Origin of the sequence: Methyloglobulus morosus KoM1, from assembly GCF_000496735.2 — a bacterium.
Taxonomy (GTDB): domain Bacteria; phylum Pseudomonadota; class Gammaproteobacteria; order Methylococcales; family Methylomonadaceae; genus Methyloglobulus; species Methyloglobulus morosus.
This window is the reverse complement of sequence record NZ_AYLO01000036.1, coordinates 17,310-42,205: the sequence shown is the minus strand read 5'-3', so window position 1 is coordinate 42,205 and position 24,896 is coordinate 17,310. Positions and strand designations below refer to the sequence as shown.

Sequence of the window (24,896 nt, the reverse complement as noted above, 5' to 3'; positions counted from 1 at the left end):
AAATTTTAACAAATCAAATTCCAAATCGATCAGAAACCGTCCGATACCATGCAGATTGATTCTGGAATCGAAAAGTCTTTGCAAAAATTTTGGAATGACTACGCAGAGCCATACTCCCTCCTTCATGAGTCTTGCGTATACTACCAATTAATGCAACAAACGCTTGAATTCGCACAAATCACTCCTGGTATAAAGTGTTTGGACTTAGCCTGTGGTCCAGGCAATTATGCATGTGAGCTAGTAAAAAATGGGGCGAAAGTGGTTGGAGTAGATTACAGTGAGAAGATGATTGCCATAGCCCAAAACAGAATTAGCCAACATACGGCCCTGAATGAAAATATTTCCCTCATTCAAATGGATGTTTTGGATTACCTTAAAACGGTTCCGGATAATTTTTTTGATGTCATCATCGCAGCTTTATTTTTGTCTTACATACCCTATCCAGATGAAGTCATTAAAGAAATTTATAGGATACTTAAACCAGATGGGCATTTCGTTATGAGCAACCCAAGGCCAAATGCCAACTTCAGCCATGTATTTATCGATTCTATCCGCGATATTTTACGCAACCCTTTGATATTTATTCCTGTCTCGCTACGCATTTGGATCTATGCAAAACGTATCGAGAGATTTTCCAAAAATGGCGTATTCCATTTTTTTAGCCAAATAGAGACTTGTCAGTTGCTTACCAGCATTGGCTTTGATGCCGGAAATATTAAATTCATGGAAACATTTTCCAAGCAAGTTTACTTAGTTTGTGCTGAAAAAAGGAAGTTGTAACAATATTGATAAGGACATTCGAAACTTCTTTCTAAGCTTCAAGAAATAATGAACTCCACTACACCAAAACCAATCGCAAGACAATATTCGCAAACACCGCTGCCAACACATCATCCAACATAATCCCAAAGCCGCCTTTCACGCGGCGATCCGCTATTCGGATCGGCCACGGCTTAAGGATGTCGAAGAAGCGGAACAGGAAAAAACCCAGCACCACCCCTTGCCAGCTAAACGGCATCCACCACAAGGTGATCAGATAACCCGCAATTTCATCCCAGACGATACCGCCGAAATCGTGTTCGCCCAGTTTTTCTGCCGCCAGCCCGCAAACCCGGATGCCCGCTAACGTAACCGCCAGCATTATCAAGCTATAGGTTAGATTGCCTGTTTGGGCGATCAAAAGATAAAATGGAATTGCCGCTAACGTGCCACAGGTACCGGGCGCTTTCTTCGCCAAGCCGGAACCGAAACCGAAGGCCAGGAACAAGACTGGATCCGTCAATATTTGCTTGGGCGTTAGCCGGTTATTGCCGTAATGGGCGTTAAGAAAAATGCTCAAAGCTTTTGACCTCTAAGGGTTGGATGTTACCTGATTTGTTGATCCGCAAGCCCGGCAATGCTTCAATGACACCGATTTTAGTGTGGGGAATGGTTAAATTTTGGACCTTATCCGGGCTGACAGTAAAGCACAATTCATAATCGTCCCCCGCCGCCAACGGCATCGCCCAATCGCCCGTATATTCGATAAAGCTAAGGACTTCCGGCGATAGGGGCAAGACTTCCCAGTCGATACACGCACCCACTTGGCTTTGCTGAAGGATATGCCCCAGGTCACCGGCCAAGCCGTCTGAAATATCAATACACGCATTGGCTATACCGACCAAAGCCTGACCGAATTCAATTTGCGGATCAGGTCGGTTGAAGCGTTTTAAGGCGGCATCCGGTTGCTCGCAATGATAGCCCTGTTTGATTTTTAAGCCTAATCCGGCATCGCCCAAAAAGCCCGTTACGCAGACGATGTCGCCTGCTTTCGCCGATGAACGCCTGAGCGCTTGGCCGCTGGGAACCAAACCCAAAGCCTGGACGGTCAATGTTAAGGAACCGGAGGTGGTGTCGCCGCCGATCAAATCGACATGATGTTTCTCGGCCAAGGAAAAAAAACCAGCCGCAAATTGCGTTAACCAGTGTTCATCGACTTCTGGCAAAGTTAAGGCTAATGTGGCCGCCAACGGCTTCGCTCCCATGCTAGCGAGGTCGCTCAAGTTAACCGCAAGCAATTTATATCCCAAATCGAAAGGATCACAACCCGCAAAGAAATGGACGTTTTCCACCATCGTATCGATGGTTATCGCTAGCTCATATCCCACAGGGATAGAAAGCAAAGCACAATCGTCGCCTATTCCCAGTCTGGTAATGCCCTTATTTATACAATGTCGCTTAAAAAAGCGGTCAATGAGCGAAAATTCAGAAATCAAATTGTTTAGCTAAAAATAGTTTATGTAGGGTGCATGGAATGCACGGTTTTATCCCTTTGCCGGATTTGGATGAGTCGCCTTCAAATCCATCAAAATTACGGCTAGCGACATCAGCCGTTAGCGCTGTCAATTTTCTAAGCGCCATTTCCCGAAACCCCATCCAATTCATCCATTGGCTAAGCGCAATTCCACCAACTTAACCCAATAAGCCGACCCAAACCCCAAGATATCATCGTTAAAATCATAATGCGGGTTATGCAGTAAACAACTATTTTCCGATGAGCCGTTGCCGATCCAGATATAACAACCGGGTTTTTCTTGCAGCATGAAGGCAAAATCTTCCGACCCCATGCTGGGTATGGGGTTAGTATGAACGCTATTCTCACCGACAACGGCGATTGCGGCTTGCAGGGCCAAGGCGGTTTCTGCATCAGCATTGACAGTCACCGGATAACCTGGATTTTCTGGGTTTAACTTGAATTCCGCGTCCATCCCGAAAGCGGCGCAGACTGCATCCACCTGTTGCCTGATTTTGTCGGCAATCAGGGTTTGTACGGCACCGTCAAAACAACGAAATGTACCGCGCAACACGACCGAATCAGGAATGGCATTCCAGGTGTTGCCGGCGTGGATTTGGGTGATGCTCACCACGGCGGAATCGGCAGGATTGACGGTGCGACTGACGATGGTTTGCAGGTTGCCTATCAACTGCGCGGCGGCGACAATCACATCATTACCCAGATGTGGCATGGCGGCATGGGTGGCTTTGCCCTTCAGGATAATCTCAAAACTATCCAAAGCCGCCATCATAGCCCCGGTTTTTACGGCAAAGTGACCCACCGGAATGTCTGGAAAGTTGTGCATCCCGAACACGCAATCCGCAGGGAATTGTTCAAACAAGCCATCGACGATCATTTTTCTTGCTCCAGCGCGGCCTTCTTCGGCGGGTTGGAAAATGAAATACACCGTACCATTAAAGTTACGCTGTTGTGACAACACGTTCGCCGCACCCAGCAACATCGCGCTATGACCGTCATGTCCGCAGGCGTGCATCTTGCCGTTATGGCGGGAACGATGGGCAAAGGTATTTTGCTCCTGGATAAACAAGGCATCCATGTCGGCGCGTAAGGCGATTTTTTTGTCGCCATTTCCTGCCGAAAGGGTGGCAACTACGCCTGTTTCGGCCAATCCAGTATGCACCTCCAATCCAAATTCGGTCAGCTTACCTGCTATGAACTGTGCCGTTTTGTTTTCTTCAAACGCGGTTTCAGGATATTGGTGAAGGTGCCTGCGCCATTGGCGCATAGCATCATGCAGTTGTTGGTTGGCGCTTATGTCAGTCATGTGATTTCATCGCTGCTTTAACGAAAACCCTGCATTTGCTGCAACGCACTGGAATGCTCCAGAAATGCCAGCAATCCACCCACCGCAAAAAGCCCCAAGATAATGGCAAACGCAATTTTCCAATAGCTGTAAGGCCGTTCGCCTTGCACCTTGCCCGTCCTGCCGTTGATGACAAAGCGATACGTTTTTTGCTGGTAGCGGAACGCAGCCGACCAGACAGGTAACAAGCAATGCTTGTAAGTGGTATGGCTGTGTTGGGTATGAAAACGGTCGATGCGCTGCTCATCACCACCGATTTCAAGGGCTATATCGTAATATATCATGCTATCCATTTTACGTTTGGCTTCGTCGAAACCTTCGTCGAGATCAACCTGATAATATTCGCTGGCGAAACCGCTAAGATAGCTTTCGTTATACGGCACCAAGTTTCCTAAATCCCAAGGCTCCAAGTGTTCCAGGATTTGCCTGGGCAACGATTTGCTGGCCCCAACCAGGACATCATCGAACAAACGCGTCACCCTGCCCTGCACGGGTGTCCATTCAACCTTCGGCACTTGCCTTGTTTCGTGGACTAACCGCCCCCCTTCAAGAGCCTGTCTCCTTTCCGTGACATAATAAACACTACCGCGAGCGCCTTGGTAAAAGGTCTCCGTTTGGCTGTCGTACGTCCAATACGGAACGTAAACGCCTTGCAATTTGGTGTCATCATCAGCGTATTTTTTTACTTCCCCGGGTGCAAACCATAAGCCTTTTAACCAACGCCTAAATCGCTGCCTGGCTTCTTGCTCGTTAATGTTGAAAGGCAACAGGGATTTCGGGGTAATCGGCCTGGCTTGTGCAGTCCCACTGACGATTTCCGTACCGCAGAACGGGCATTCCCCCGCATGTACGCTGTCTGCGAATTTAAACCCTGCTCCACAACTATCGCACTGGATTTGCCGGTTTTCTGTGGTGGGCTTGGCAAGCGCCAGTTCAACCAACGCGTAATGAAAGTCGTATTCCTTGATTTCCCCTGCACGTTCCCCAATCCGGTTTTCCGTTCCGCAATATTTACAGGTGAGGCGTTGCGTTCCTGGCTTATAGACCAGTAATGCGCCACATTTGCTGCACGGAAAATGGGCATCCTTCGCACTACTTGTTTCCCTTTTTATGGCTTTGAACACAAATTCAATCTCGACATTGTCTTAGCTGTTAGGAAGTGGTGGCGGCATTTTTGGAAAGAAAGCCGCAATAGTCTCCATCTTTTCGGCAGGCATCCACTCCGGCATGGGTTCATGCCAAACCAACGTATCCCGGGCAATTTCGCCGCCTTGAATTTTCCGCCTGACCGTGGCCAAATCAAACGGCCCGGTTTTCTCGCCATTGATAGCCACGTACACAGTCGGCTCTTGCGGTAACGGTGGTGGCATCGCATTTTTGCTTGCTTCGGCATACGTCCTACCCATCTCATTAGCCATACCAAAACCTATCCCCATACCAACCCCTGCGGATGCTACGCCGGATGGATTTTCCGCCGCCGCCTGCATAGCTTCTGCCGCCTGATAGCGTGTGTAATCGTTGAGATTGCCGACTATACCTATGCTAGTGCGCTTATCCAAGGCTTTCTCGACTTCTTCGGGCAAGGAGATGTTTTCGATCAGCAGGTTATTCACCTCAAGGCCGTATTCCAGAAATTCCGGTGTTAAGCGGGTACTGATATAGTTGCTGAGTTCGTCGTAATTTGCGGCCAAGTCCAAAATGGGAATATTGGCTTCGCCAATTATCGAGCTGAATCTCGAAGTGATGAGATTACGCAATTGGTCGCTGATTTCGCCCGTGCTGAAATGGCCGTTAGTGCCCACAATTTCCTTGCTGAAAACTTCCGGCTCTTTGATCCTGACCGCATAGGTCCCGTAAGCCCTGAGCCTAACCGCACCGAACTCCTTGTCGCGCAACATCACAGGGTTTTTGGTACCCCATTTAAGGTCGGTAAACCGTCGCATGTTGAAGAAATACACTTCGGCCTTGAACGGACTGTTGAAACCATGCGGCCAACTTTGCAGCGTCGTCAAAATCGGCATGTTTTGGGTTTCCAACTTATATAAGCCCGGCTTGTAAACATCGGCAATACGACCTTCATTGACCATGATGGCAAGTTGGGATTCGCGTACGGTCAACATGGCGCCGTACTTGATTTCGTTCCCGTAACGTTCAAAACGGTACACCATCGTATCGGTGGAAGTATCGGTCCACTCAATAACATCGACAAATTCACCTAATATTTTGTCAAATAAGCCCATATCGGTCTCCTTATTGTTGCCTATGTGGATAGTGCAGTTGGTTGCATTGCTTTTTGCTGCTATTCGCTATTTATTTCAAGAAAGATTCTGGTCACAATAAAAGGTCATTCGACCATTATCTTAATGGCTTTTATCCAAAACATCGCTACGTCATTTTGCCAAAAGCGTTTTTACCGGATTAAACGTCCGCCTGTGGATGTCTAACCAACCATACTGTCCTATTTCAGCGAGATGTTGCTTAGTGCCATACCCTTTATGAATATGGAAAGAGAAGTCGGGATATTGCGTATGGAAATCGACCATGATGGCATCCCGGGTAACTTTGGCCAATATGGATGCCGCGCTGATGGCTTTGACCTTGCTGTCCCCTTTGACGATAGCTTGGGCAGGAATGGGAAGTTTTGGCAAACGATTGCCATCAACCAAGACTTGGCCTGGCAGCAAAGACAAACCCGATACAGCCCTTTGCATCGCCAATAATGTGGCTTGCAAGATGTTTAAATCGTCTATTTCGATAACGCTGGCCTGTGCGATTGAATAACTTAAGGCATGTTGCTTAATCAGCGCAGCAAGGCGGTTTCGCTGGTTTTCCGAGAGTTTTTTGGAATCCGCCAAACCTTCGATCGGGATTTGGGGATTGAGAATAACTGCCGCCGCCACAACAGGCCCGGCTAACGGGCCACGACCTGCTTCATCAACCCCGGCAATGATGCTGGCTGTTGCTGACTCGATGAGGGAATCTTTAGGTGCCACCATAAACTCAAGCCGAAATTTTAATGGTTTACCGCAAAATACCCCGACTGACACTACGCAAAAAATTGACCATCGCCGACAATTCCTTGCTGTCGCCAGCCAGATCTTCCATTTGGTCGATGGCATCTTCAAGCCGCAAGTTCATCTTGTAGATCATCTTGTAGGCTTTGCGTATCAATCTTATGTCTTCGGCGGAAATGCCGTTACGCTCCATGCCAACAGAATTGATCCCATGCGGGCGGGTAGGTTTTCCCCCCACCATGACGAAGGGCGGAATGTCTTGGGTGATGGCACTGCCCATCGCCGCGAAGCTGTATTGGCCTATCTTGGTAAACTGATGCACCAAGGTAAAGCCTCCCAAGATGGCATGGCTGTGGAGTTGTACGTGCCCTGCCAGCGATGCCCCATTCGCCATAATGACATGATCGCCGATAACACAATCATGCGCGACGTGGGTATAGGCCATGAACAGGTTATCGCTACCTATCTTGGTGACGCTTTGATCCTGTTTAGTGCCACGGTGCAATGATGAGAATTCCCGTATCGTATTGCGGTCACCGATTTCAAGACGGGTTACTTCGTTAGCATATTTTTTGTCTTGTGGGTCTTCGCCTATCGAGGAAAATTGGTAAATGCGGTTGTGCTTGCCAATTGCGGTAGGGCCCTTGATGACCACATGGGAACCCACCGTTGTTCCCGATCCTATCTTAACTCCCGCCCCAATAAAACTGAACGGGCCCACGTTCACATCGTCGGCTAATTCAGCACCACCGTCAATAATTGCTGTTGGATGTATCAAGCTTAAGGCACCACGGCAGCACACCGGATTTCCGCGCTGGCGACAAAATCACCTTCCACATCGGCACGGCAGTCGAATGCCCAGATATTGCGTTTGCTCTTAAGGAATTTCACCTCCAACATCAATTGGTCTCCAGGTATGACGGGGCGTTTGAATTTCGCATTATCAATGCCCACCAAATAGTAAATCATACCACCCAGTTCATCCGATGTTTCCGATGCCAACAGGCCTGTCGCCTGTGCCAGCGCTTCCAGGATCAAAACCCCTGGGAATATCGGTTTCTGCGGGAAATGGCCTTGAAAATAAGGCTCGTTATATGTCACGTTCTTAACCCCCAGCAATCTGACGCCAGGTTCACACTCAATTACCTTGTCAACCAGCAAAAAAGGGTAACGATGAGGCAAGAAGGCTTGGATTTCTAGAATATCTAGCTTAATAGACATAGTTATTAGGATTCAACAAAGGTTAAGTCAGGTGATAGAGCGGAATACCCGTAACGAATTACTCAGGTAAGGTTGAAAGTTTTTGTTGCAATTGGCTGGTTATGTCCATTTGAGGGCTGGAATAAATGACACCGTCGGTCAAGATCAAATCAAATTCTTGGTCTTTGGCAATAGCCTTGATGGCTTCGACAATTCGGCGTTGTAATTTACCCAACTCATCATTACGGCGAGCGTTAAAATCTTCACTGAATTCCTGCTGCGAGCGTTTAGCGTCCCTAATTTTGTCCTGGAGTTCAACCTCCAATTTGTTGCGCTGGGATTCACCCATCACGGAGGCATCTTTTTTCAGCTTTTCTTGCATAGCCTGAATGTCTTTTTGTTGATTTACCAATTGGGTATCGCGAGGCTTAAACTCTTGCTCCAAGCGCTTTTTTGCTTTTTCGGCTTGCGGTGCTTTTTCAAGTACCGCCCCGATATTGACGACCCCAATCTTTAGATCAGCAAAGCTCACATTTGCGACAAGCAATAATCCTAAAAATAGCGCAATTTTCGTTTTCATCGTTATATCAATCTCCAATACAGTTAAAAATTTCTCTACAAAACAAACTATTGCAGAATTTACAATAGTGATGGTATTCAAAATACCGTTAAGCAAGGTTTGTGTTATTCATGAACTCTGTTTTCCGCTTGAATAGCCCTTGATTTCGTGGGAACTACAACATTAATAATACAAATTTTGATTGCCTCACTTTCCCGTCCAGGGAAACCAACGCATCACCAATCAAACCAAAAACACGGTCATCAAGAGGCGATTTTGGCATACAACCATTATGCATTCGTTAAATTATAGGGGATAAGCTTAATAAACCAAAAAACTTCTCCTCAAACGCTTAGGTTTGCCTATCTTTTACTTATCTAACACCATTTATGTGGCTTATTTGCTGTTGATTACTAACCCAAAAGCTTAAAAATTCTGCCCAAAATTGAATTGGAATAACTGTTTTTGGTCTCCCACACCAGTAGTCGCATTAAACGGCTTCGCGTTGAGCGGTACAGCAGCACTTACCGATAACGCGCCAAAAGGTGACAACCATTCCCCTGACAAACCCGCTGAATATTTCATATTGTCGGTACCGAAACCATTCTGGATACGTCCCGCATCAAAAAATGCCCCTAAGCGGACTGATTTGGATTCCTGCAAAAACGGTACCGGAAAAAACAATTCCGCACTGCCCACGATTTTGGTAGAACCCCCAAAAGGCAAAGGCTGCCTTAATTTGCGGCTTATCGGGGTGTCCCTTGGGCCTAGGGTATTGTTCCTGAACCCCCGCACAGAACCTGTGCCGCCGCCGTAATAATTTTCAAAGAATGGCAATTTGTCCGTATCGCCGTAGCCATCGCCATAGCCAATATCGGCCAGCAACCTGAAAGTAAAGTCGGATGATAACGGGAAATATTCCTGATGCTTATAGCTGATTTTGTAGTAATCCAAGTCGCTGACGCCGGGCAGGGTAATTTGGGCCCCCAAACGTTGTTGCCCCCCTTTATTGGGGAAAATCGCCCGATTTAAGGTGTCGTGGGTCCAACCCACCGAAGGCGCAAAAGTTAAAAAACTGTCGCCATTTGCCTTGGAGGTGGACCTAGTATTACCTTTGCCGTCATTCCCATTAATGAAATCATCGATCTCCTGGGATGAGTTTGTCCCTGTCTTAAGCTTGGTATGCCTCAAATCCATACCAAACCGGAGTTGGTCGAACTCGTTCAGGGGAATGCCAAAATCCAGGCCTGCATTTGCAATTGTTGTGGAATAGTTGGCGAGGTTAATTGCCCCCGCATTTCGATCCGTGTAACCCAAGTTGTACCCTAAACTGACACCGTCAGTCGTAAAATAAGGGTTGTAAAACCCAAATTGGTAACTGGTCAAAAAAGTACTGTTGTTAAAGGCAAGGTTTACCCGCTTGCCCGAGCCGAATACGTTATCTTGGGAGATATTGGCATTGATCACAATACCTTGCACCTGAGAATAACCGATACCCGCCGATAAATTCCCGGAAGACTTCTCAACAACGGAATAATTGACATCAATCTGGTCAGCCGTCCCAGGGACTGGCGGCGTTTCGACATTGACGGATTCAAAATAACCCAAGCGCTCTAGACGTGTTTTTGAACGTTCTATTTTTGAACTGGATGCCCAACTGGATTCCATTTGGCGCATTTCACGCCGCAGGACTTCATCGCGGGTTTTGGTATTGCCGCTGTAGTTGATACGATGAACATAAGCCCGCTTGCCGGGATCAACGAAGAAAGCCATGTCTACAGTTTTATTGCCTTCATGAATTTCCGGCACCATGTTGACATTGGCAAACGCATAACCTTCGTCACCCAAGCGGTCTTGTATGGCTTTGGACGTTTCTGTGGCATTCTTGCGGGAGAAAATTTCACCCGGCCCTACCGTCATGAGCTTGATGAGTTCATCCGGCTTAACGATCAAATTCCCGGTCAGCTTGACTTTATCCAACCTATAAATTGCGCCTTCCTTGACGTTAATGGTGACATAAATATCTTTTTTGTCCGGTGTAATGGCGACTTGGGTGGACTCGATATTAAAGTTGATATAACCCCTGTCCAAATAATAGGACCTTAATGTTTCCAGGTCAGCCGACAGTTTTTGCTTGGAATATTGGTCGTCCTTTGTGTAAAAAGACAGAAGGTTGGTCGTATTCAACTCCAGCTTTTTCAAAAGGGCGGCATCGTCGAAAGACTTGTTCCCAACAATATTGATTTCCTTGATCTTAGTGACCCTGCCTTCGGAAATGTTGATACGAATACCGACCCGATTACGGGTCAAGTTTGCCACTTCGGTCTTGATCTTCAAGCTGTATTTGCCGTGGCTAAGGTATTGGCGCTTTAGTTCGAGTTCAACCTTATCCAATACCGAGCGGTCAAATATCTTGCCCTCAGATAGGCCAATCTTGTCTAACGCCTTGGTCAAATCCTCTTTGCTCAAGTCTTTGTTGCCTTCAAAAAGAATTTTTGCAATGGACGGACGTTCGACCACGTTGACAATCAGCGAAGAGCCTTCCCTTTCCAGCGAGACATCCTTAAAAAATCCGGTCTTGAATAAGGCCTTGATTGCAGGGCCAACATTGCCCAAAGAAAAGCGCTCGCCGACATTGACGGGCAGGTAATTGAACACTGTTCCCTCAGAAATACGTTGTAGCCCCCTGACTTGAATATCGCTGACGATGAATTCTTCCTCGCTTTTGACCGACTGGGAAAGTAGTAGCAGGCAGATCAGTAAAAAACGTGTAAGTATGTGTAATTTCATTTAAACCTAAAGAAACGCCAGTGTGCCCACTACAAAAACTAAGCGATTATAATACAGTAAATATTTATTCAGCTTAAGCCCTGCTTATGGAAAAAGCCAAAACCTCGTCGATAGCAGGACTGTGAGACAGCAGCATCAGGATCCTGTCCAACCCTATCGCAATCCCCGAGCAGTCCGGCAAGCCTGCTTCCAATGCCGCCAACAGGCGGTCATCCCTGGTTACGGCAGGACGGTTTATGGCTTGCCTAGAAGCAATCTCCTTATCAAAGCGTCGTGCCTGTTCTTTTGCATCGCTGAGCTCATAATAGCCGTTGCCTAGTTCAACACCATTTATGAATAGCTCGGCTCTTTCAACAATTAACGGGTTATCGACATTAACCTTTGCCAATGACGGCAAGCAAGCAGGATAACCAAAAATTAACCATAGCGTATTCGGGGCCAGATTTGGCTGGATTTGATGGCTAAATATAAAATCCAGCCAGGACGAATGATCTTGTCCACATAAGCTCACTGCATCAATCAGGTCGTTATTTTGAGCATAGCTTGCGTATTCTTCGTAGGAAAACAGCAAGGGATTCAAGCCCGTAACTTGCTGGAAAAGAGCCTGATAACTGATTCTTTGAGTTGGCTGTAACGCCATGCTTTCTCCAAACAGTGCCGTTATCAATTCCTCCGCTTCATCCATCAATTGTGACAGGTCGAAGCCGACGCGATACCACTCCAGCAAGGTGAACTCAGGATTATGATACCGTCCTGCCTCGCCATTCCTGAACGCCTTACAAATCTGGTAAATCGAACCACACCCCGCCGCCAACAGGCGTTTCATGGCAAACTCGGGCGAAGTCTGCAAAAACAATGCTTGTTGTTTAAGCGACGTACATTCCGTACTGAAAAAATTCAGGTGCGGATCTGTGCCGATTGCATGGCATAACAACGGTGTCTCCACTTCCAAAACAAGCCTGTCCGCAAAAAATTGGCGGATTTTCTGGAGCATCCGTGCCCGTAAGCGCAGCAATTCGAAGGAACAGGATGGCTGCCAATCCATCCCTGGTTCATTCAAGCCAATGTCTCGGGAAATTTATTCTTTAACCCGTGAGATATATTCGCCCGTACGGGTATCAACTTTAATCACCTCGCCCTGCTGGACAAACAGTGGCACCCGCACCACCGCACCGGTATCCAATTTCGCGGGTTTACCACCGCCGCCGGACGTGTCGCCCCGTACACCCGGGTCGGTTTCGACAATAGTCAGCTCAACAAAATTGGCTGGCGTGACGGCCAGCGGTGCATCATTCCACAATGTAACCGTACAGGAATCCTGGTCTTTCAGCCATTTTGCCGCATCGCCGACAATTTTTTCGTCGGCCTGGTACTGCTCGAAGGTATCGGGTTTCATAAAATGGCGGTATTCGCCGTCGCTGTACAGGTACTGCATATCGACATCCACCACATCAGCGCCCTCCAGGGATTCACCGGACTTAAAGGTTCGTTCGATTACCCGCCCCGACTTGAGGTTCCTGATCTTGACCCGGTTGAATGCTTGGCCTTTACCTGGCTTGACGAACTCATTTTCAATAATCGCACATGGGTCGTTATCCAACATGACCTTTAACCCGGCTTTAAACTCACTCGTACTATAAACAGCCATCCTATCCTCGAATCGAATCAATAAACTAAATGGCGGCATTATATAATAGAGGTTGACCTAGCAAGAAACCTAAATACGTCCAAATGCCGGAACACCATCCAGTAGCGTCCCATTTCACCCTTAACTGGCAACAACAACTTTCCGACGCATTCACTTCAATCGAAGATTTATGCCGTTATCTAGGGCTGAATACGGACGATTTGCCCATTTCAAAGGCTGCCAGCAAGCAATTTGCCATGCGCGTTCCCTTAAGCTTTGCCGCCAGCATGGAAAAAGGGAATCCAGATGACCCCTTATTGCGGCAAGTGCTGCCTATTGAAGACGAACTTATTGATTATGCTGACTTTAACCTAGATCCAGTCGGCGATATTAAAGCCGCCGTACAACCGGGATTGTTGCATAAATACTATGGGCGTGTCCTGTTGATCAACACCGGCAGTTGCGCCATTAATTGCCGCTATTGTTTCCGCCGGAATTTCCCCTATACCGAATTGCAACTCGGCAAGCAACAGGAAAGCGGGGCTATCGAATACATTAAATCCGACCTGACTATTTCCGAAGTTATCTTAAGCGGGGGCGACCCCTTGCTATTAAGCGATAGCCGTTTGGCACAACTCATTCAGCGACTGGAAGCGATAAACCACATCAAACGCATCAGAATTCACAGCCGCCTGCCCATTGTTTTGCCTGCACGAGTCACTGAAGGATTGGTCAACACCCTAGTCAGATGCCGTAAACAAATCGTCCTAGTCGTTCATGCCAACCACGCAAACGAAATAAATGAACGCGTCAAAGCAGGATTCAATCGACTAAAAAATAAAGGTATCACACTATTAAACCAATCTGTGTTGCTAAAAGGTGTCAATGACGATGTTTCAACCTTATGTGAATTAAGTGAACAACTTTTTGCTAACGGCGTTATCCCCTACTATCTGCATTTATTAGATAAGGCTACGGGGACAGGCCATTTTGAGGTTTCCGAAACTAAGGCCATATCGCTGATGGAAGAAACGCAAAACCACCTTCCCGGCTATCTTGTCCCTAAGTTAGTCAAAGAAGTAACCGGAATGCGATCCAAACAAACCCTATAGCCACCTATCAACTAAGGAAACTCTGCACAAGTTCTTCAATTAGGCATTCCTTCGACAATTTCAGGACGAATGGTTTATATTGACTTTGTTTGTGGTAAACCGTGAACTTGATAGGTAACTAGACCCTGGATGAAAGCCACTTATTCAGGGATTCCATAAGCATGCTAATTTGATGCAAAGGTCGTTTAAACCTAACTAACTTGGCAGGTATTATTTTACCCTTCGCGCAAAATCTTTGCGGGCTTCGTCACCTATTGTTTTATAGGCATCCCTTATATTTTCCTGGGAGCTCTTCAATAAAAGGTTTTTTTCTTTAACCAGCTTTTCTTTTTCGGCATCTGACGATGCACTGGCAACTGCTTTAGATTTTTCTATGGCAGATTCCACGTCCTGCTTTGCTGAGGCAACCTTTTTACTGTAAGTAGCGAGCATTTCCTCATAGGGCTTGGCATCTTTACCTTCAGCTTTAAGGGCATCTATCTTCTTTTGTATGCCCAATGAAGCCGCATCGGCATCCGAGATAAGTTGGGTTTCTTTTGACGCGAGAACCAACCCTTCCGCACGCTCGACACTTTGTACACTTTTTAACCATTCGATCTTTATTTTGTCGGCAACAATCCTGATTTCTTCCTTGGTATTGCTTTGGCTTACTTCTGTCTTGAGTGTTTCGAGCATCGCAATTTCGGCATTGAGTTCGGAAACTATGCTATTCCTATCTGCATCACTTAGGCCAAGTATATTCTCTATCCTTGTCTTAAAGGAAAGGAGTTGCTTTAGGCGATTGCCAACCTGTGTCAACAGGTATTTTTGCCCTCTACTGACCATCGCTTCTGCGATATTAAGGCTTTCATTTTCCGTAGAGGGTGCTTTTCTTACTGAGAAACTATTGCCCTTTGAAGCTGTGTTTTGACCTTCTGCCGTCTGGTCATTTTCGCTGTATGCCTGTGTTTTGGAAATTGAGGCGTTTTCTACTGAATCTTTATCCACAATGGGAATTGCAAAAATTGCTATCGCCAAAATAACCACTATAAGTAATGCTAGTGAAAAATATTTCATATAAATACCTCTATTCTAAATATCAAGATGATATATGGCCGATGTTTTGTACAGGACATTTGCGTTTGCTGTAAGTATTATAGACAAAAACAATGGCATAGTTATTGGGTTCAAAAACTGCTGATATGCTGATGAAAGCTTAACCTTAGCGACAACAGAACTGGATTTCTCAAGACATATATCGAAATTCTGGGCTTTGAATGAATCAGTACTGACTTAATCATCATACTGGTTTTCATGGCTTCTTGGTACATAATTTCAATCGTTTCAGATGAAATCATGTACCAACAAATCATGGATTATAATTAGGGACGGCCTTCCTTTTGACGCCAATATCCTTTCATGTCGGCCTAGCCTTAAAGAATACGGGGACGGTATTGCTACCGCCCCCGCAAACAGGCCGATCAGATTATAGTGTACTTTAAGTTAGCGCCTCCCTGTTCCGCTAAGGGACATGGTCATTGGCTTGTTGCCGCTCAACGTCAATTTGCCTGTGTAAACTTTACCAGGAACCGTTGGGTTGAAGGTGACCCTAATCTTACAGCTTTTCCCCACGCCGAGGATTACTGGGCAGCCGCCACGAGTGGCACTAAACGCCCCGCCTGTTGTGTTAACGAAGCTGATATGCAGCAGGGAGCTAAGCTGGTTCGTTACGGTAACGGCCATGGTTTTGTTCGCTTTGGCTTTCACCGTACCGAAATCCAACGCTGTTGGCAAGGACAACTTCGCAGCATTAACAGGAGGTTGTGTGCCAGGAGACACTCCTGCACTCGCGCCTACAATCGCATTTACACTTACACCTACACCCGCACCTGTTCCTGGGCTAGTGCCGGTTCCGGCCATCGGAACGCTTGTGCTCGATCCCGCCGCATTGTGTACGATATCCAGCGTAGCCGCCTTTGCACCCACTGTCGTAGGCAGGAATGACACGGTGACTGAACAAGTGCCGTTAGGCGTGACTGTTCCGCAAGTATTTGCCGAGACAGAGAAGGCATTATCACCCGTCACTGTTGCACTTGACACCACAAGGTCGGCATTTCCGGTGTTTTTGACCGTGATGGACTGAGTACCGGACACTCCACCGATGCTCACCGAACCGAAGGCCAGCGATGACAATGACACAGCCGCCACAGGAGCTGGCCCAATCCCGGTTCCGCTTAAGTCAACGGTAGAGGTGCTTATGGTGGCGTTGTGGTTGATAACAAGCGTGGCCGATTTTGCGCCTGCAGTTGTCGGTGTAAACGTCACGGTGATGTCGCACTCTCCAGCAATTGGAATCGTCCCGCAAGTAGCCGGAGTAGCTGGAGAGAAGGAGAAATCGGCGACATCAACACCTGTCAAAGATATACCTGAGACAACAATGTTGGCGGTGCCAGTATTTTTCAGCGTAACAGTCTGCGCCAAGCTAGAACCGACAGCTACATTACCGAAAGCCCGCGAACCCGTTATAGTCACTTCAAACGTAACAGGGTTGACAATTATCGGTTGTATTGGGCCAAAAGCTTCACAAGTCCCCCTGGTAGCACCCGGGGTTGCACAGAAGCTCACAGCTTCCATATTCCAAAGCGTGTCAACGCCGTCGATTCCACGGGCATCGGTAGCAGTTATGCTAATCACATTACCGGATGGATCACTATCAGCAATGAAGGCGTAATCAGCTTGAAGACCTGAGAACAACGCCACGTCGCAGTTTTGCGGTGTTGGGTTCGGAGTATTCGGGTCGTTATTGAGGAAACAGTCCCCTGCGGGTACTGTTGGGGTCAAGATTTCCCTAACAGCCACGATTTGACCCGGATTAACCTTGCCAGCGAAAACGGCTTGTTGCAACGTCATACCGTCAGTGCCAGGGCCGAAATTTGTATTTGGAACGGTAGGCTTATTTTCCATAAGGTCGGTAGTACCAACTTCTGTTGATGGATCGAGCGGGTTAGAACGTACACTGAGCCGTACGTTCATGTACCTGTCACCATCTAAGATATCATTGGCACCGCGGCCTTCAAGTTTATCGCTGCCTTCCCCACCGAGGAGGATGTTACCTGCCCCCCACACATTACCAGTCAATAGGCAATAGTTTGTTACTGTGTTGGCTACTACGCTTGCAGCAGTCACTATATCGGGGTTCGTTAGATCTAGTGCAGGAATCAAAGGGTCAAGACCAGGAATGCGATCCAAACCAGCCTGGTCTAACGCATCACAACCGATAGAGCCTCCACCTGTCACTTGGCTGGGGATTATATTGTCACCACGTAAGGTGTCGTTAAACTTCCAGCCGGACAGCGCTTCAATTTCATTGTAGCGGTCGCGGGTCTCAAATGCAGGAAGTACGTTGACTAACTTCAGTTCCAGGTCTGCATTTTGTGGTTGAGGGTCGCCTAAGCCAATTTCCCAGTCGAAACCAGCACCACCGGCCACTTTTTCAACGCCAGGGCCAGCCACGCCGATGTCGTCGCCGCCTTCCATGTCGTAGTCGTCATCGCCACCTTGACCAATAAGAATGTCATGGCCTGGTATGTTATGGTCATCAAAGAACAAGCTGGAACTATCACCGATCAACAGGTCGGGTTGGTCGCCGCCTTCTATCCAGTCGTCACCACTGTCGCCGAACACCGCATCTGTGCCTTGTCCGGCGATGGCGAAGTCGTCACCTGGGCCGGAAAAGGTTTCGTTAATATTGCCACCACCATTGGTGAAATCTTTGCCGTCGCCACCAATAATGATGTCGTCGCCAATACCGGCATCAATGGCATCGTTGCCTGGGCCACCTTTCAGGAAGTCCATGCCAGCGAAGTCCAGGATGATGTCATCACCTTCGCCGCCAAGCACAAAGTCGTCACCGCCGCCGCCATTCAAGATGTCGTCGCCAAGGAGACCCCATAAGGTGTCGTTGTCATTGCCACCAAACATTTGGTCAACGCCGCCGGTACCGTTCATGACCAACTGGCCGTTAATGCCGACGGGGTCATCAAGGTTAGTTTCACGGTATTTGAACGTGCCATCAGGCATACGAATCAACAGGTGGTTTTCATTACATTCTGAAGCGGGGTCATCGTTGACCGATCCAGTACCAAACACTGTGTTAAGGTTACTTGGATTGCCGTTGATGTCGATTGTAGGAGTAACCGCTGGGCTGGATAAATTAGCCAACTCAAACTTACAATCAGCCGTTGCGAACGGGTCGGCTTTCAAGGTGTGCGAGTCCGTGTTACGCATCACCAATTCAGAGAATGAATTGCCTTCGAGTTGGGCGCGTAAGTTCATGCCTGGGGTACGGGCAAGGTAATAGAACCGATCACCGTTTTGGAGATCGGTCAATTGTTTCTCAAACACATAGTTAAAGGTCGAACCTAACAAACCGCCGAACAAATTAGTTTTTTCGGCAAGACCGCCTACCCAGAGGTCGATACCATCAACACCAGTTGTGGAAACACCATTAATATTTGCCCAAGCGCCTAAGCTGAACAAGAAGTCAGCGCTATCGGGAACTGAGACATCACCACTGACAATTAACTTGGCGGCCGCACGCTTATCCGCCAAAGTCGTCGCCGCTTGGACAAGAGGGTGTTTGCCATACGCCGCAATAAAGTTTACCAATGTTGAGCGTTCAGGGTCATCAGAATGTTTAAGGTTAAGTTCAAAATCAACCCAATTTGCATAAGGTATCATTTGGGCATCGTTGGTTGCCGCGAAAACCTGTTTGCGGACATTGTTCAGGGAAGGGATGCCTTCACTACGGGCACGGGTCATATTAATGGCAGGCAAGTCCAGCGGTAAGCCCACCAAGCGGTTACGAAGCACATCGGTCACAAATTCGTCGATTTCGTTACCACCTTGGTCTGACAGGCCCATGATTAAGGAAGCGGTTGCTTTCCTATCGTCAAGATGTCCTACAGAGCCTCCATTGTTGAATGCCGCTGGATTAAGGAAGCCATCGAATAGGGCAATGTCATTATGCGAGCCATCCTCATTTAAGCGGGGAAGTGTTTCCGTTAGCATTGAGTGGCCAAAACGGTATACCGCATGGGCAAATTCCGCCGTAATCGCTGAGTTTAAGTCAGTTTGGTTAAAGGCGAACGGTTCAAAAGGGTTGATCGCTGGTTGCACCTTGCGGGCAAACTCTTCAAACACCAAGTGTTGGTATTGCATCTCGGTGACGAAACGGGCAGCCTGGAACAATCGTTCTTCGAAGGTGAAGGTCTTATTGGGGCCAGCCACCAAATTGACGTTTTTATATTCAGCCAGCAAAGCTGGGTCCTGAGTTAATACACCAGTAACAGAGCCAGGAATATTTGTGCCATCTTCATGGTAAAAATAGTCCACCAAACGGTCATGTTCCAAATGGAAGACTTGGTGAATGGCGGTCAAGCCTATGTTTTCGTTACAACGACCGTCACCGCAGATGTAATGCAGGTCGAGCAGTTCGTTGTCATAAGAACCAGCAGGCACAGGTGTATCCAAACTTCCGCCAGCCACGAGATCATCATCAACAGGCTTTGGTGAATCAATGCTACCCGGGCCCGCACTGTGTGCGATGTCATTCAGGAAGGCTGTTTCGATACGGGTTACGTTCGCTGGGGCAGGTACTGGGCTGGCAGGGTCGCCTTCGACAAGGCCAGTGGCTGTCACGAATTGGGCAAAGCCATTTGGGCCTGGTATAAAGTTGCCGTATTGGTCAACCGCAACCATTGGGATATTGTTGACATCCACATCAACGAGTTGCAGGCCAAGCAGATTAGCCGCGTGGTCTTTAATCATTGCCCAAGTAGCCATGCCGCCATCTACTGTTGACAAGAACTTGCCTGTTGCTTTTGGCTTGCCACTGACAAGAATATATTCCCGCAAGAACACTTGATGTGAAGAATGCGAAGTGTAGGTTTGGCTTTGGTCCACGAACGGGGTGTCGGTGTTCATCGCATCGCGGCCAGGGCCAACGATTGTGCCGCGAGTCAGAACCATAAAGCGCTGTTGAGGAGGAATATTGTCGGCTTCTTCGTTCACTGGCGTGTTGGGGTCATCAACCAAAATGTGGTCGGGCCCAGCAATTAATGGATCATCAGCCTTTAAAGGGACGAAGACTTGTCCATTACCGCCGTTAGTAATCTTGTCCAAGCCGTGGTCAAAGAATTGACCAAAGATGGTGAACAAGGAGTTGAACGGAGGGGACAAACCAACATCAGTGGTAATGTTTGGGATGAACAAGGTTTCGTGCGCTGGTGTGCAACCTGTAGGTTGTCCGTCACCAGCCCCAGGAGCTGACGGTTCGACAGTACAAGGCACAACCACATCTGGGTCGGCTTGGGCCCTTGCTGGGTGCCCCGCCACGTAAACTGCGGCTGGGTTGCTTGAAGTCTGGTCAACAATCAGGTTACTGATCGTACGTGGTTCGGAGTCAAATACAAAACCAGATGTCTGGTTGTAGTTTGTAGGGCTACCAGCGCCAGGAAAGCCTGATGGTATTGAATCTGCGGGCTTTTCAAAGTTAGGCGAGGTCAAACGTGGAAAAACCTGGTCCGCTGCACCATATTTGTCTTGGCTGGGTTGCAGGTTATTACATGCGCCGTTCACGGTGCGAAGGCCAAAAGACAGCAAGGGGGTGGGGATTTGGTTAACGCCAGGACCTACAAGTGCTTGGCAATTGTCAGGGTCTGTTGTTGGGTTAGGGTTGTTTGCTGCCACATGCGCTTCAGCAATCTTGATCTGTTGAAGGATGTATTTTAAGTCAGCGGCTGTGACCGTAAACCCGGAACCGACTTGTTTGGGTTCGACCTGTCCTGGCGGAACTACGGCCTGAGCGGTTTCCATGCCGACATTCGACATGGCGATGATTGACGCCAATAGCACCGTGTGTGCTACAGGTTTGGCTCGCCGATATTCCTCTCTGTCGAAAAGACGGGCAAACCATTTACGTTTATTGGTTAACATAATTTTAGCCTCATAAAAATGGCCTTACTTTACTGTTTTGCTTTTCACCGGGCTTTTGGGGACATCGGCTTCAAGCACCCTTTGGGTGGCTACCAAAAACTACACTGACAACCAGCCTTTTAAGATTCCGATCTCGGGATTAAAAACGTTTAAGACGTTGCCTGCCAGATTTCAGTTATCCGTGATGCTATTAACCTCCAATTTTTAATTTATATATATCCGTACGATTACCTATGTAGCTGTGAAAAATTACTCAGACAATTGGCTTCTCATGGTATTAATTTTTTAAAAACAATGAGTAATATCAATAAAAATTCTTGCCACGATTGCTGTGTATAGGTTCTGTTCCCTAATAAGTTTTTTCATCAGCTATATATTTTTCATCCTCTATATATATTTATTGGAGGTGGCGTCACAGACGTTAATACCTAGTCGACCCAGAAAAAAAGCATCAACTCCAGCTCTGCATTAGCTATGTAACGTGCCTTTTTGGTAATCCGTTGGCCAGTGAACGATGGTAGGTGTTAAGAGGGATTGTTCGAGCGCGTGTCTGTTTTTTAATGACTTGGTAACCATTACCAGTTTAGGGAGAAATAGGCTAAAAATTTTGGGCGATAGCGACAGTTACAGCCACTTTAAACAGCATTGACGGGATAGGCTCAGTGGTTCTTTTTGTTGCCCTGAATATCAGGTTAAGGGGCAAACGAAAGTGTCAAATTTAACATCCATCTAGGTAATCGTACGAATATACATACTTTTTGTTCAGCGTAATATTTTACCCAAGCTGGCAGTAGTGATTAATCGGTTCCAAAACGAAGGAACAAAAACTATTTTTTTGGCGTAAGCAAGATCCGTATTTCAAGGAATTTTATACAACCGATGTTTGACCCCGCCTAGGCGGCAAACACCTAACTGTTTTTTGAGGATATTTACATGAACAAAACAATCAACTCCGGCACGAAGGATAGTGCCGAACAAAAAATCAGGTTTGTAACAGACAGCACCCAAACGCTTTCGTCCAAACCTATTTCTACGCTGCCTTTGGTCATAGCGGCACTGTGCGGTTATATCGCGGTTGTAGATCCTGCCCATGCAAAGTTCAACATACCAACCGGCAACGCGGATATCCCCTCCCCTCCCAGCCCATTGTGCATTAGCGGGCAACCCGGTTGTGCTACTGCATTTTCCTCCAAAATGCTGATGTTTGAAGAATTCGGCAACCAGGAGATGCCAAGCCAACCGAGCGACAATAGCGGCTCGTTGCCAGCAGCGAGTTTACCGGGTGTGGCGGATTGCCAAAGTATGCCTAATGGCCAGGAATTGGACGACTTCCTGTCCAAACCCATCACACCTTTTCCTACGCGCGCAGCAAACGACACCCTGCCCAATGCCTGGGTAAACAAGGTTAAGGACTGCGGCTTATTGTCTGCGACTGATACAGGGGTTCTTGAAGGCCGTCCTGGAGGCGAACAGTTTGCCCACCAACGCTGGGAAGAGTTTTTCCCGAAAGTCTACTTCCAAAGCGCCATGACGGGTGCGCGGGTCAATAACGGTCTTCGCAATAAATACCAATTACACCATTACAACACAGGGGAATTTGGCCCTGGTGGGCTTTATTATGTGGAAGACGAGAACGGGCAACCGGGTACCAATGGCATAAAAATTAGGATGCACGGAAACCTGCCAGTGCAAAATTCCAATTCCGTTTGGACATTTGACGGCACCCTGCCACCCAAACTGTATATGGCGCGCTATGGACAATCCACGATTTTCCGCCATTACAATGCGTTGCCCATCGATGTGTCCGCCAACAACGGCTTTGGCACCCACACCATTACTACCCATGAACATAACGGTCACGATGGCGCGGAAAACGACGGTTACGCCCATGCCTATTTTTATCCTGGCCAATTTTATGATTACCATTGGCCGATGATCCTGGCAGGCCACGACAGCATCAACAAGGACGCCACCCACTTCAGGACCGGCGCACCTGACGGTAACGGTGGCATCAACTACGTTCCTGGCGACTGGCGGGAAACCATGAGYACCCATTGGTTCCACGACCACATGCTGGATTTCACCGCACAAAACGTCTACAAGGGCAATGCCGCGATGATGAACTATTACAGTGCCTTGGATCGGGGACGGGAGCCTAAAGATATTCATGAAGCAAACGGCGACCACACCAAGCCAGGTTATGGTTGCAATTATGCCGACCCTGACCCAACCCATCCCAGCCCTTACAATGTAAACCTTTGCTTCCCTAGCGGCTCAGGATTGGATTGGGGCAACCGCGATTACGACGTTAACTTGGTCGTCGCCGACAAGGCTTGGGACAACAACGGTCAACTTAAATTCAACGTCTTTAATACCGACGGCTTCCTGGGCGACCGTATCACCGTCAATTGGGTGTACAAACCTTACCTGGACGTACGTGCCCGTCGCTACCGTTTCCGTATCTTGAACGGCAGCGTATCTCGCTATTACAAGATCGCCATTGTGGATGAAGCAGGCAACAAAGTGCCTTATCACATGATTGCCAACGACGGTAATATCATGCAGTATGCCGTACCATTCCCTAATGCGGAGACTGCAGAAGGGGCATTGCCTGAGCAAGGCATCGCCGAACGCTACGATATTATTGTAGACTTCAAAGACATGATCGGCAGAAAGCTGTACTTCGTCAACCTGTTGGAACACGTCAATGGTAAGGGGCCAGAACGAGTGATTCCCTTGGCTAATGTGCTAAATGGCAGCTATGTCGCTGATGGTATTAATGGTGATCCAGGCGTGGGTAAATTCCTTGAACTTAGGGTAAAAGGTTGCGGACAGGACGGCACTGACACTTGCACGGACTTGAGCATGAACCCTGCCGACTACGTGGAAGGCAACCCACTCAACAGGCAGATGATCCCTGTAAATAGACCAACTAATGCAGAAATACAAGCCGCTACACACCGGACTTTCGTATTCGGCAAGTCCGATGGAACTGATGCCCAGCCTTGGACAATCAAGACCGATGGTAGCATTGGTTTAACCATGGATCCACACCGCGTTTCTGCGGCACCAACCTTGCCTGATGCACCAGACGGTAAGGGCAAAGTTGAAATTTGGCATATTAAATTAGGCGGCGGCGGCTGGAGTCATCCTGTGCATGTCCACTTTGAAGAAGGCCAAATCCTGTACCGTGGCGGCAAAACCCCGCCCCCTTGGGAAAAATTTGGCCGTAAAGACGTATACCGTGTTGGGCCGCTCGTTGACAGCACGGACAGTGTCGACATGGCGATACGTTTCCGGGAGTTTGGCGGAACATACGTAGAACATTGCCATAACACCCAACATGAAGACAAAGCGATGTTGCTACGTTGGGATGTAGAACACCCTGGCCAAACGATAGCCCTGGCAACCCCACAAGCAGGATGGGATGGGGTGTTCTACGAAGCCAGCACAACCTTGCCGACCTATAAAACCGGCGACGTGAAAGCCGCCCAAAGCTTTATAACACCGGCTGGGTTAAGTGATGTCGATATTTTAGATCTCTACACCACGCCGATCCCTACACCTGACCCTGTCATCGTGAATGACCCAAGCCAAAGTGTGACAACTACGCCCACAGTACCTGATGTCAAGAAAAGCTCGAGTGAATCAATTACGGTAAGCGCAGGATCGCCCAGTATAAATAACAAGGCCCATAAGCCAGGGCATTCGAATTTATCAAGCCAACACAACGCTCAGCCAAGAAAGAAAGCCAAGAATATAAAGGCGCTGGCTAAGGGTAATGGTCAATCGATGAAGCATTACCTGCAAAAACATCGGGTACAACCCACACACCACGGATGACCGTTTGGGTAGATGCTTGACAACTGCAAGGAAGCGGTTGTGAACGAAGGCGGTATGTGCAGTTATTGCAATGCCGCCTTCAACCTTATCAACAAGCACGCCAAGGGCAATTGAAGACCGCTGATCTTCATCGAAGTA

17 protein-coding genes are annotated in these 24,896 nt (G+C 47.8%); 3 read left to right on the top strand and 14 right to left on the bottom strand.

The window, feature by feature from the left end; translation table 11 throughout:
• The first annotated feature begins 48 nt into the window (after nucleotides 1–48).
• Nucleotides 49–780: a class I SAM-dependent methyltransferase gene (locus MGMO_RS04985; protein ID WP_023493950.1), complete on the top strand. Its 732-nt coding sequence runs from the start codon at nucleotides 49–51 to the stop codon at nucleotides 778–780.
• A 58-nt stretch (nucleotides 781–838) separates the two neighbouring features.
• Here the strand turns inward: MGMO_RS04985 and MGMO_RS04980 are convergent, their stop codons facing one another.
• The 12 genes from MGMO_RS04980 to efp form a co-directional block, all read right to left on the bottom strand.
• Complete coding sequence (locus tag MGMO_RS04980; protein ID WP_023493949.1) at nucleotides 839–1,339, bottom strand: phosphatidylglycerophosphatase A family protein; 501 nt, start codon at nucleotides 1,337–1,339, stop codon at nucleotides 839–841.
• Nucleotides 1,323–2,255, bottom strand: coding sequence for a thiamine-phosphate kinase (gene thiL / locus MGMO_RS04975; RefSeq protein WP_023493948.1), 933 nt, complete (start codon nucleotides 2,253–2,255; stop codon nucleotides 1,323–1,325). Before thiL ends, MGMO_RS04980 begins: the two co-directional genes overlap by 17 nt.
• 165 nt (nucleotides 2,256–2,420) lie before the next feature.
• Entirely contained in the window at nucleotides 2,421–3,599 is a 1,179-nt protein-coding gene (locus MGMO_RS04965) for a M20 aminoacylase family protein (protein WP_023493946.1), read from the bottom strand.
• 17 nt (nucleotides 3,600–3,616) lie between these two features.
• Nucleotides 3,617–4,762, bottom strand: a complete 1,146-nt coding sequence (locus MGMO_RS04960; protein ID WP_023493945.1) for a hypothetical protein — start codon at nucleotides 4,760–4,762, stop codon at nucleotides 3,617–3,619.
• A gap of 21 nt (nucleotides 4,763–4,783) precedes the next feature.
• Complete coding sequence (locus MGMO_RS04955) at nucleotides 4,784–5,878, bottom strand: SPFH domain-containing protein (RefSeq protein ID WP_023493944.1); 1,095 nt, start codon at nucleotides 5,876–5,878, stop codon at nucleotides 4,784–4,786.
• A 150-nt stretch (nucleotides 5,879–6,028) separates the two neighbouring features.
• Nucleotides 6,029–6,634 carry a ribonuclease HII gene (gene rnhB / locus MGMO_RS04950; protein ID WP_023493943.1) on the bottom strand — a complete coding sequence of 202 codons (606 nt, stop codon included), beginning with the start codon at nucleotides 6,632–6,634 and terminating at the stop codon, nucleotides 6,029–6,031.
• A gap of 25 nt (nucleotides 6,635–6,659) precedes the next feature.
• Nucleotides 6,660–7,430, bottom strand: coding sequence for an acyl-ACP--UDP-N-acetylglucosamine O-acyltransferase (gene lpxA / locus MGMO_RS04945; protein ID WP_036306954.1), 771 nt, complete (start codon nucleotides 7,428–7,430; stop codon nucleotides 6,660–6,662).
• A gap of 2 nt (nucleotides 7,431–7,432) precedes the next feature.
• Nucleotides 7,433–7,873 carry a 3-hydroxyacyl-ACP dehydratase FabZ gene (fabZ, locus tag MGMO_RS04940; RefSeq protein WP_023493941.1) on the bottom strand — a complete coding sequence of 147 codons (441 nt, stop codon included), beginning with the start codon at nucleotides 7,871–7,873 and terminating at the stop codon, nucleotides 7,433–7,435.
• Between the two features lie 58 nt (nucleotides 7,874–7,931).
• Nucleotides 7,932–8,432: an OmpH family outer membrane protein gene (locus tag MGMO_RS04935; protein WP_023493940.1), complete on the bottom strand. Its 501-nt coding sequence runs from the start codon at nucleotides 8,430–8,432 to the stop codon at nucleotides 7,932–7,934.
• 405 nt (nucleotides 8,433–8,837) lie between these two features.
• Nucleotides 8,838–11,201 (bottom strand): outer membrane protein assembly factor BamA, encoded by a 2,364-nt coding sequence (bamA, locus tag MGMO_RS04930; RefSeq protein WP_023493939.1) that lies wholly within the window; start codon nucleotides 11,199–11,201, stop codon nucleotides 8,838–8,840.
• A gap of 73 nt (nucleotides 11,202–11,274) precedes the next feature.
• Nucleotides 11,275–12,246, bottom strand: coding sequence for an EF-P lysine aminoacylase EpmA (epmA, locus tag MGMO_RS04925; RefSeq protein ID WP_023493938.1), 972 nt, complete (start codon nucleotides 12,244–12,246; stop codon nucleotides 11,275–11,277).
• 33 nt (nucleotides 12,247–12,279) lie between these two features.
• Nucleotides 12,280–12,849 carry an elongation factor P gene (gene efp / locus MGMO_RS04920; protein ID WP_023493937.1) on the bottom strand — a complete coding sequence of 190 codons (570 nt, stop codon included), beginning with the start codon at nucleotides 12,847–12,849 and terminating at the stop codon, nucleotides 12,280–12,282.
• Nucleotides 12,850–12,932: 83 nt separating this feature from the next.
• Here efp and epmB point away from each other — a divergent pair, with 83 nt between their 5' ends.
• Nucleotides 12,933–13,940, top strand: a complete 1,008-nt coding sequence (epmB, locus tag MGMO_RS04915; RefSeq protein ID WP_023493936.1) for an EF-P beta-lysylation protein EpmB — start codon at nucleotides 12,933–12,935, stop codon at nucleotides 13,938–13,940.
• A gap of 210 nt (nucleotides 13,941–14,150) precedes the next feature.
• Here epmB and MGMO_RS04910 read toward each other — a convergent pair whose 3' ends face one another.
• Complete coding sequence (locus tag MGMO_RS04910) at nucleotides 14,151–14,996, bottom strand: hypothetical protein (RefSeq protein WP_023493935.1); 846 nt, start codon at nucleotides 14,994–14,996, stop codon at nucleotides 14,151–14,153.
• Between the two features lie 426 nt (nucleotides 14,997–15,422).
• Nucleotides 15,423–20,915: a peroxidase family protein gene (locus tag MGMO_RS04905; protein WP_023493934.1), complete on the bottom strand. Its 5,493-nt coding sequence runs from the start codon at nucleotides 20,913–20,915 to the stop codon at nucleotides 15,423–15,425.
• 933 nt (nucleotides 20,916–21,848) lie between these two features.
• Here MGMO_RS04905 and MGMO_RS04900 point away from each other — a divergent pair.
• The gene (locus MGMO_RS04900; protein WP_023493933.1) at nucleotides 21,849–24,758 is read left to right on the top strand and encodes a multicopper oxidase domain-containing protein; all 2,910 of its coding nucleotides are present in this window, start codon (nucleotides 21,849–21,851) and stop codon (nucleotides 24,756–24,758) included.
• Nucleotides 24,759–24,896: the final 138 nt, after the last annotated feature.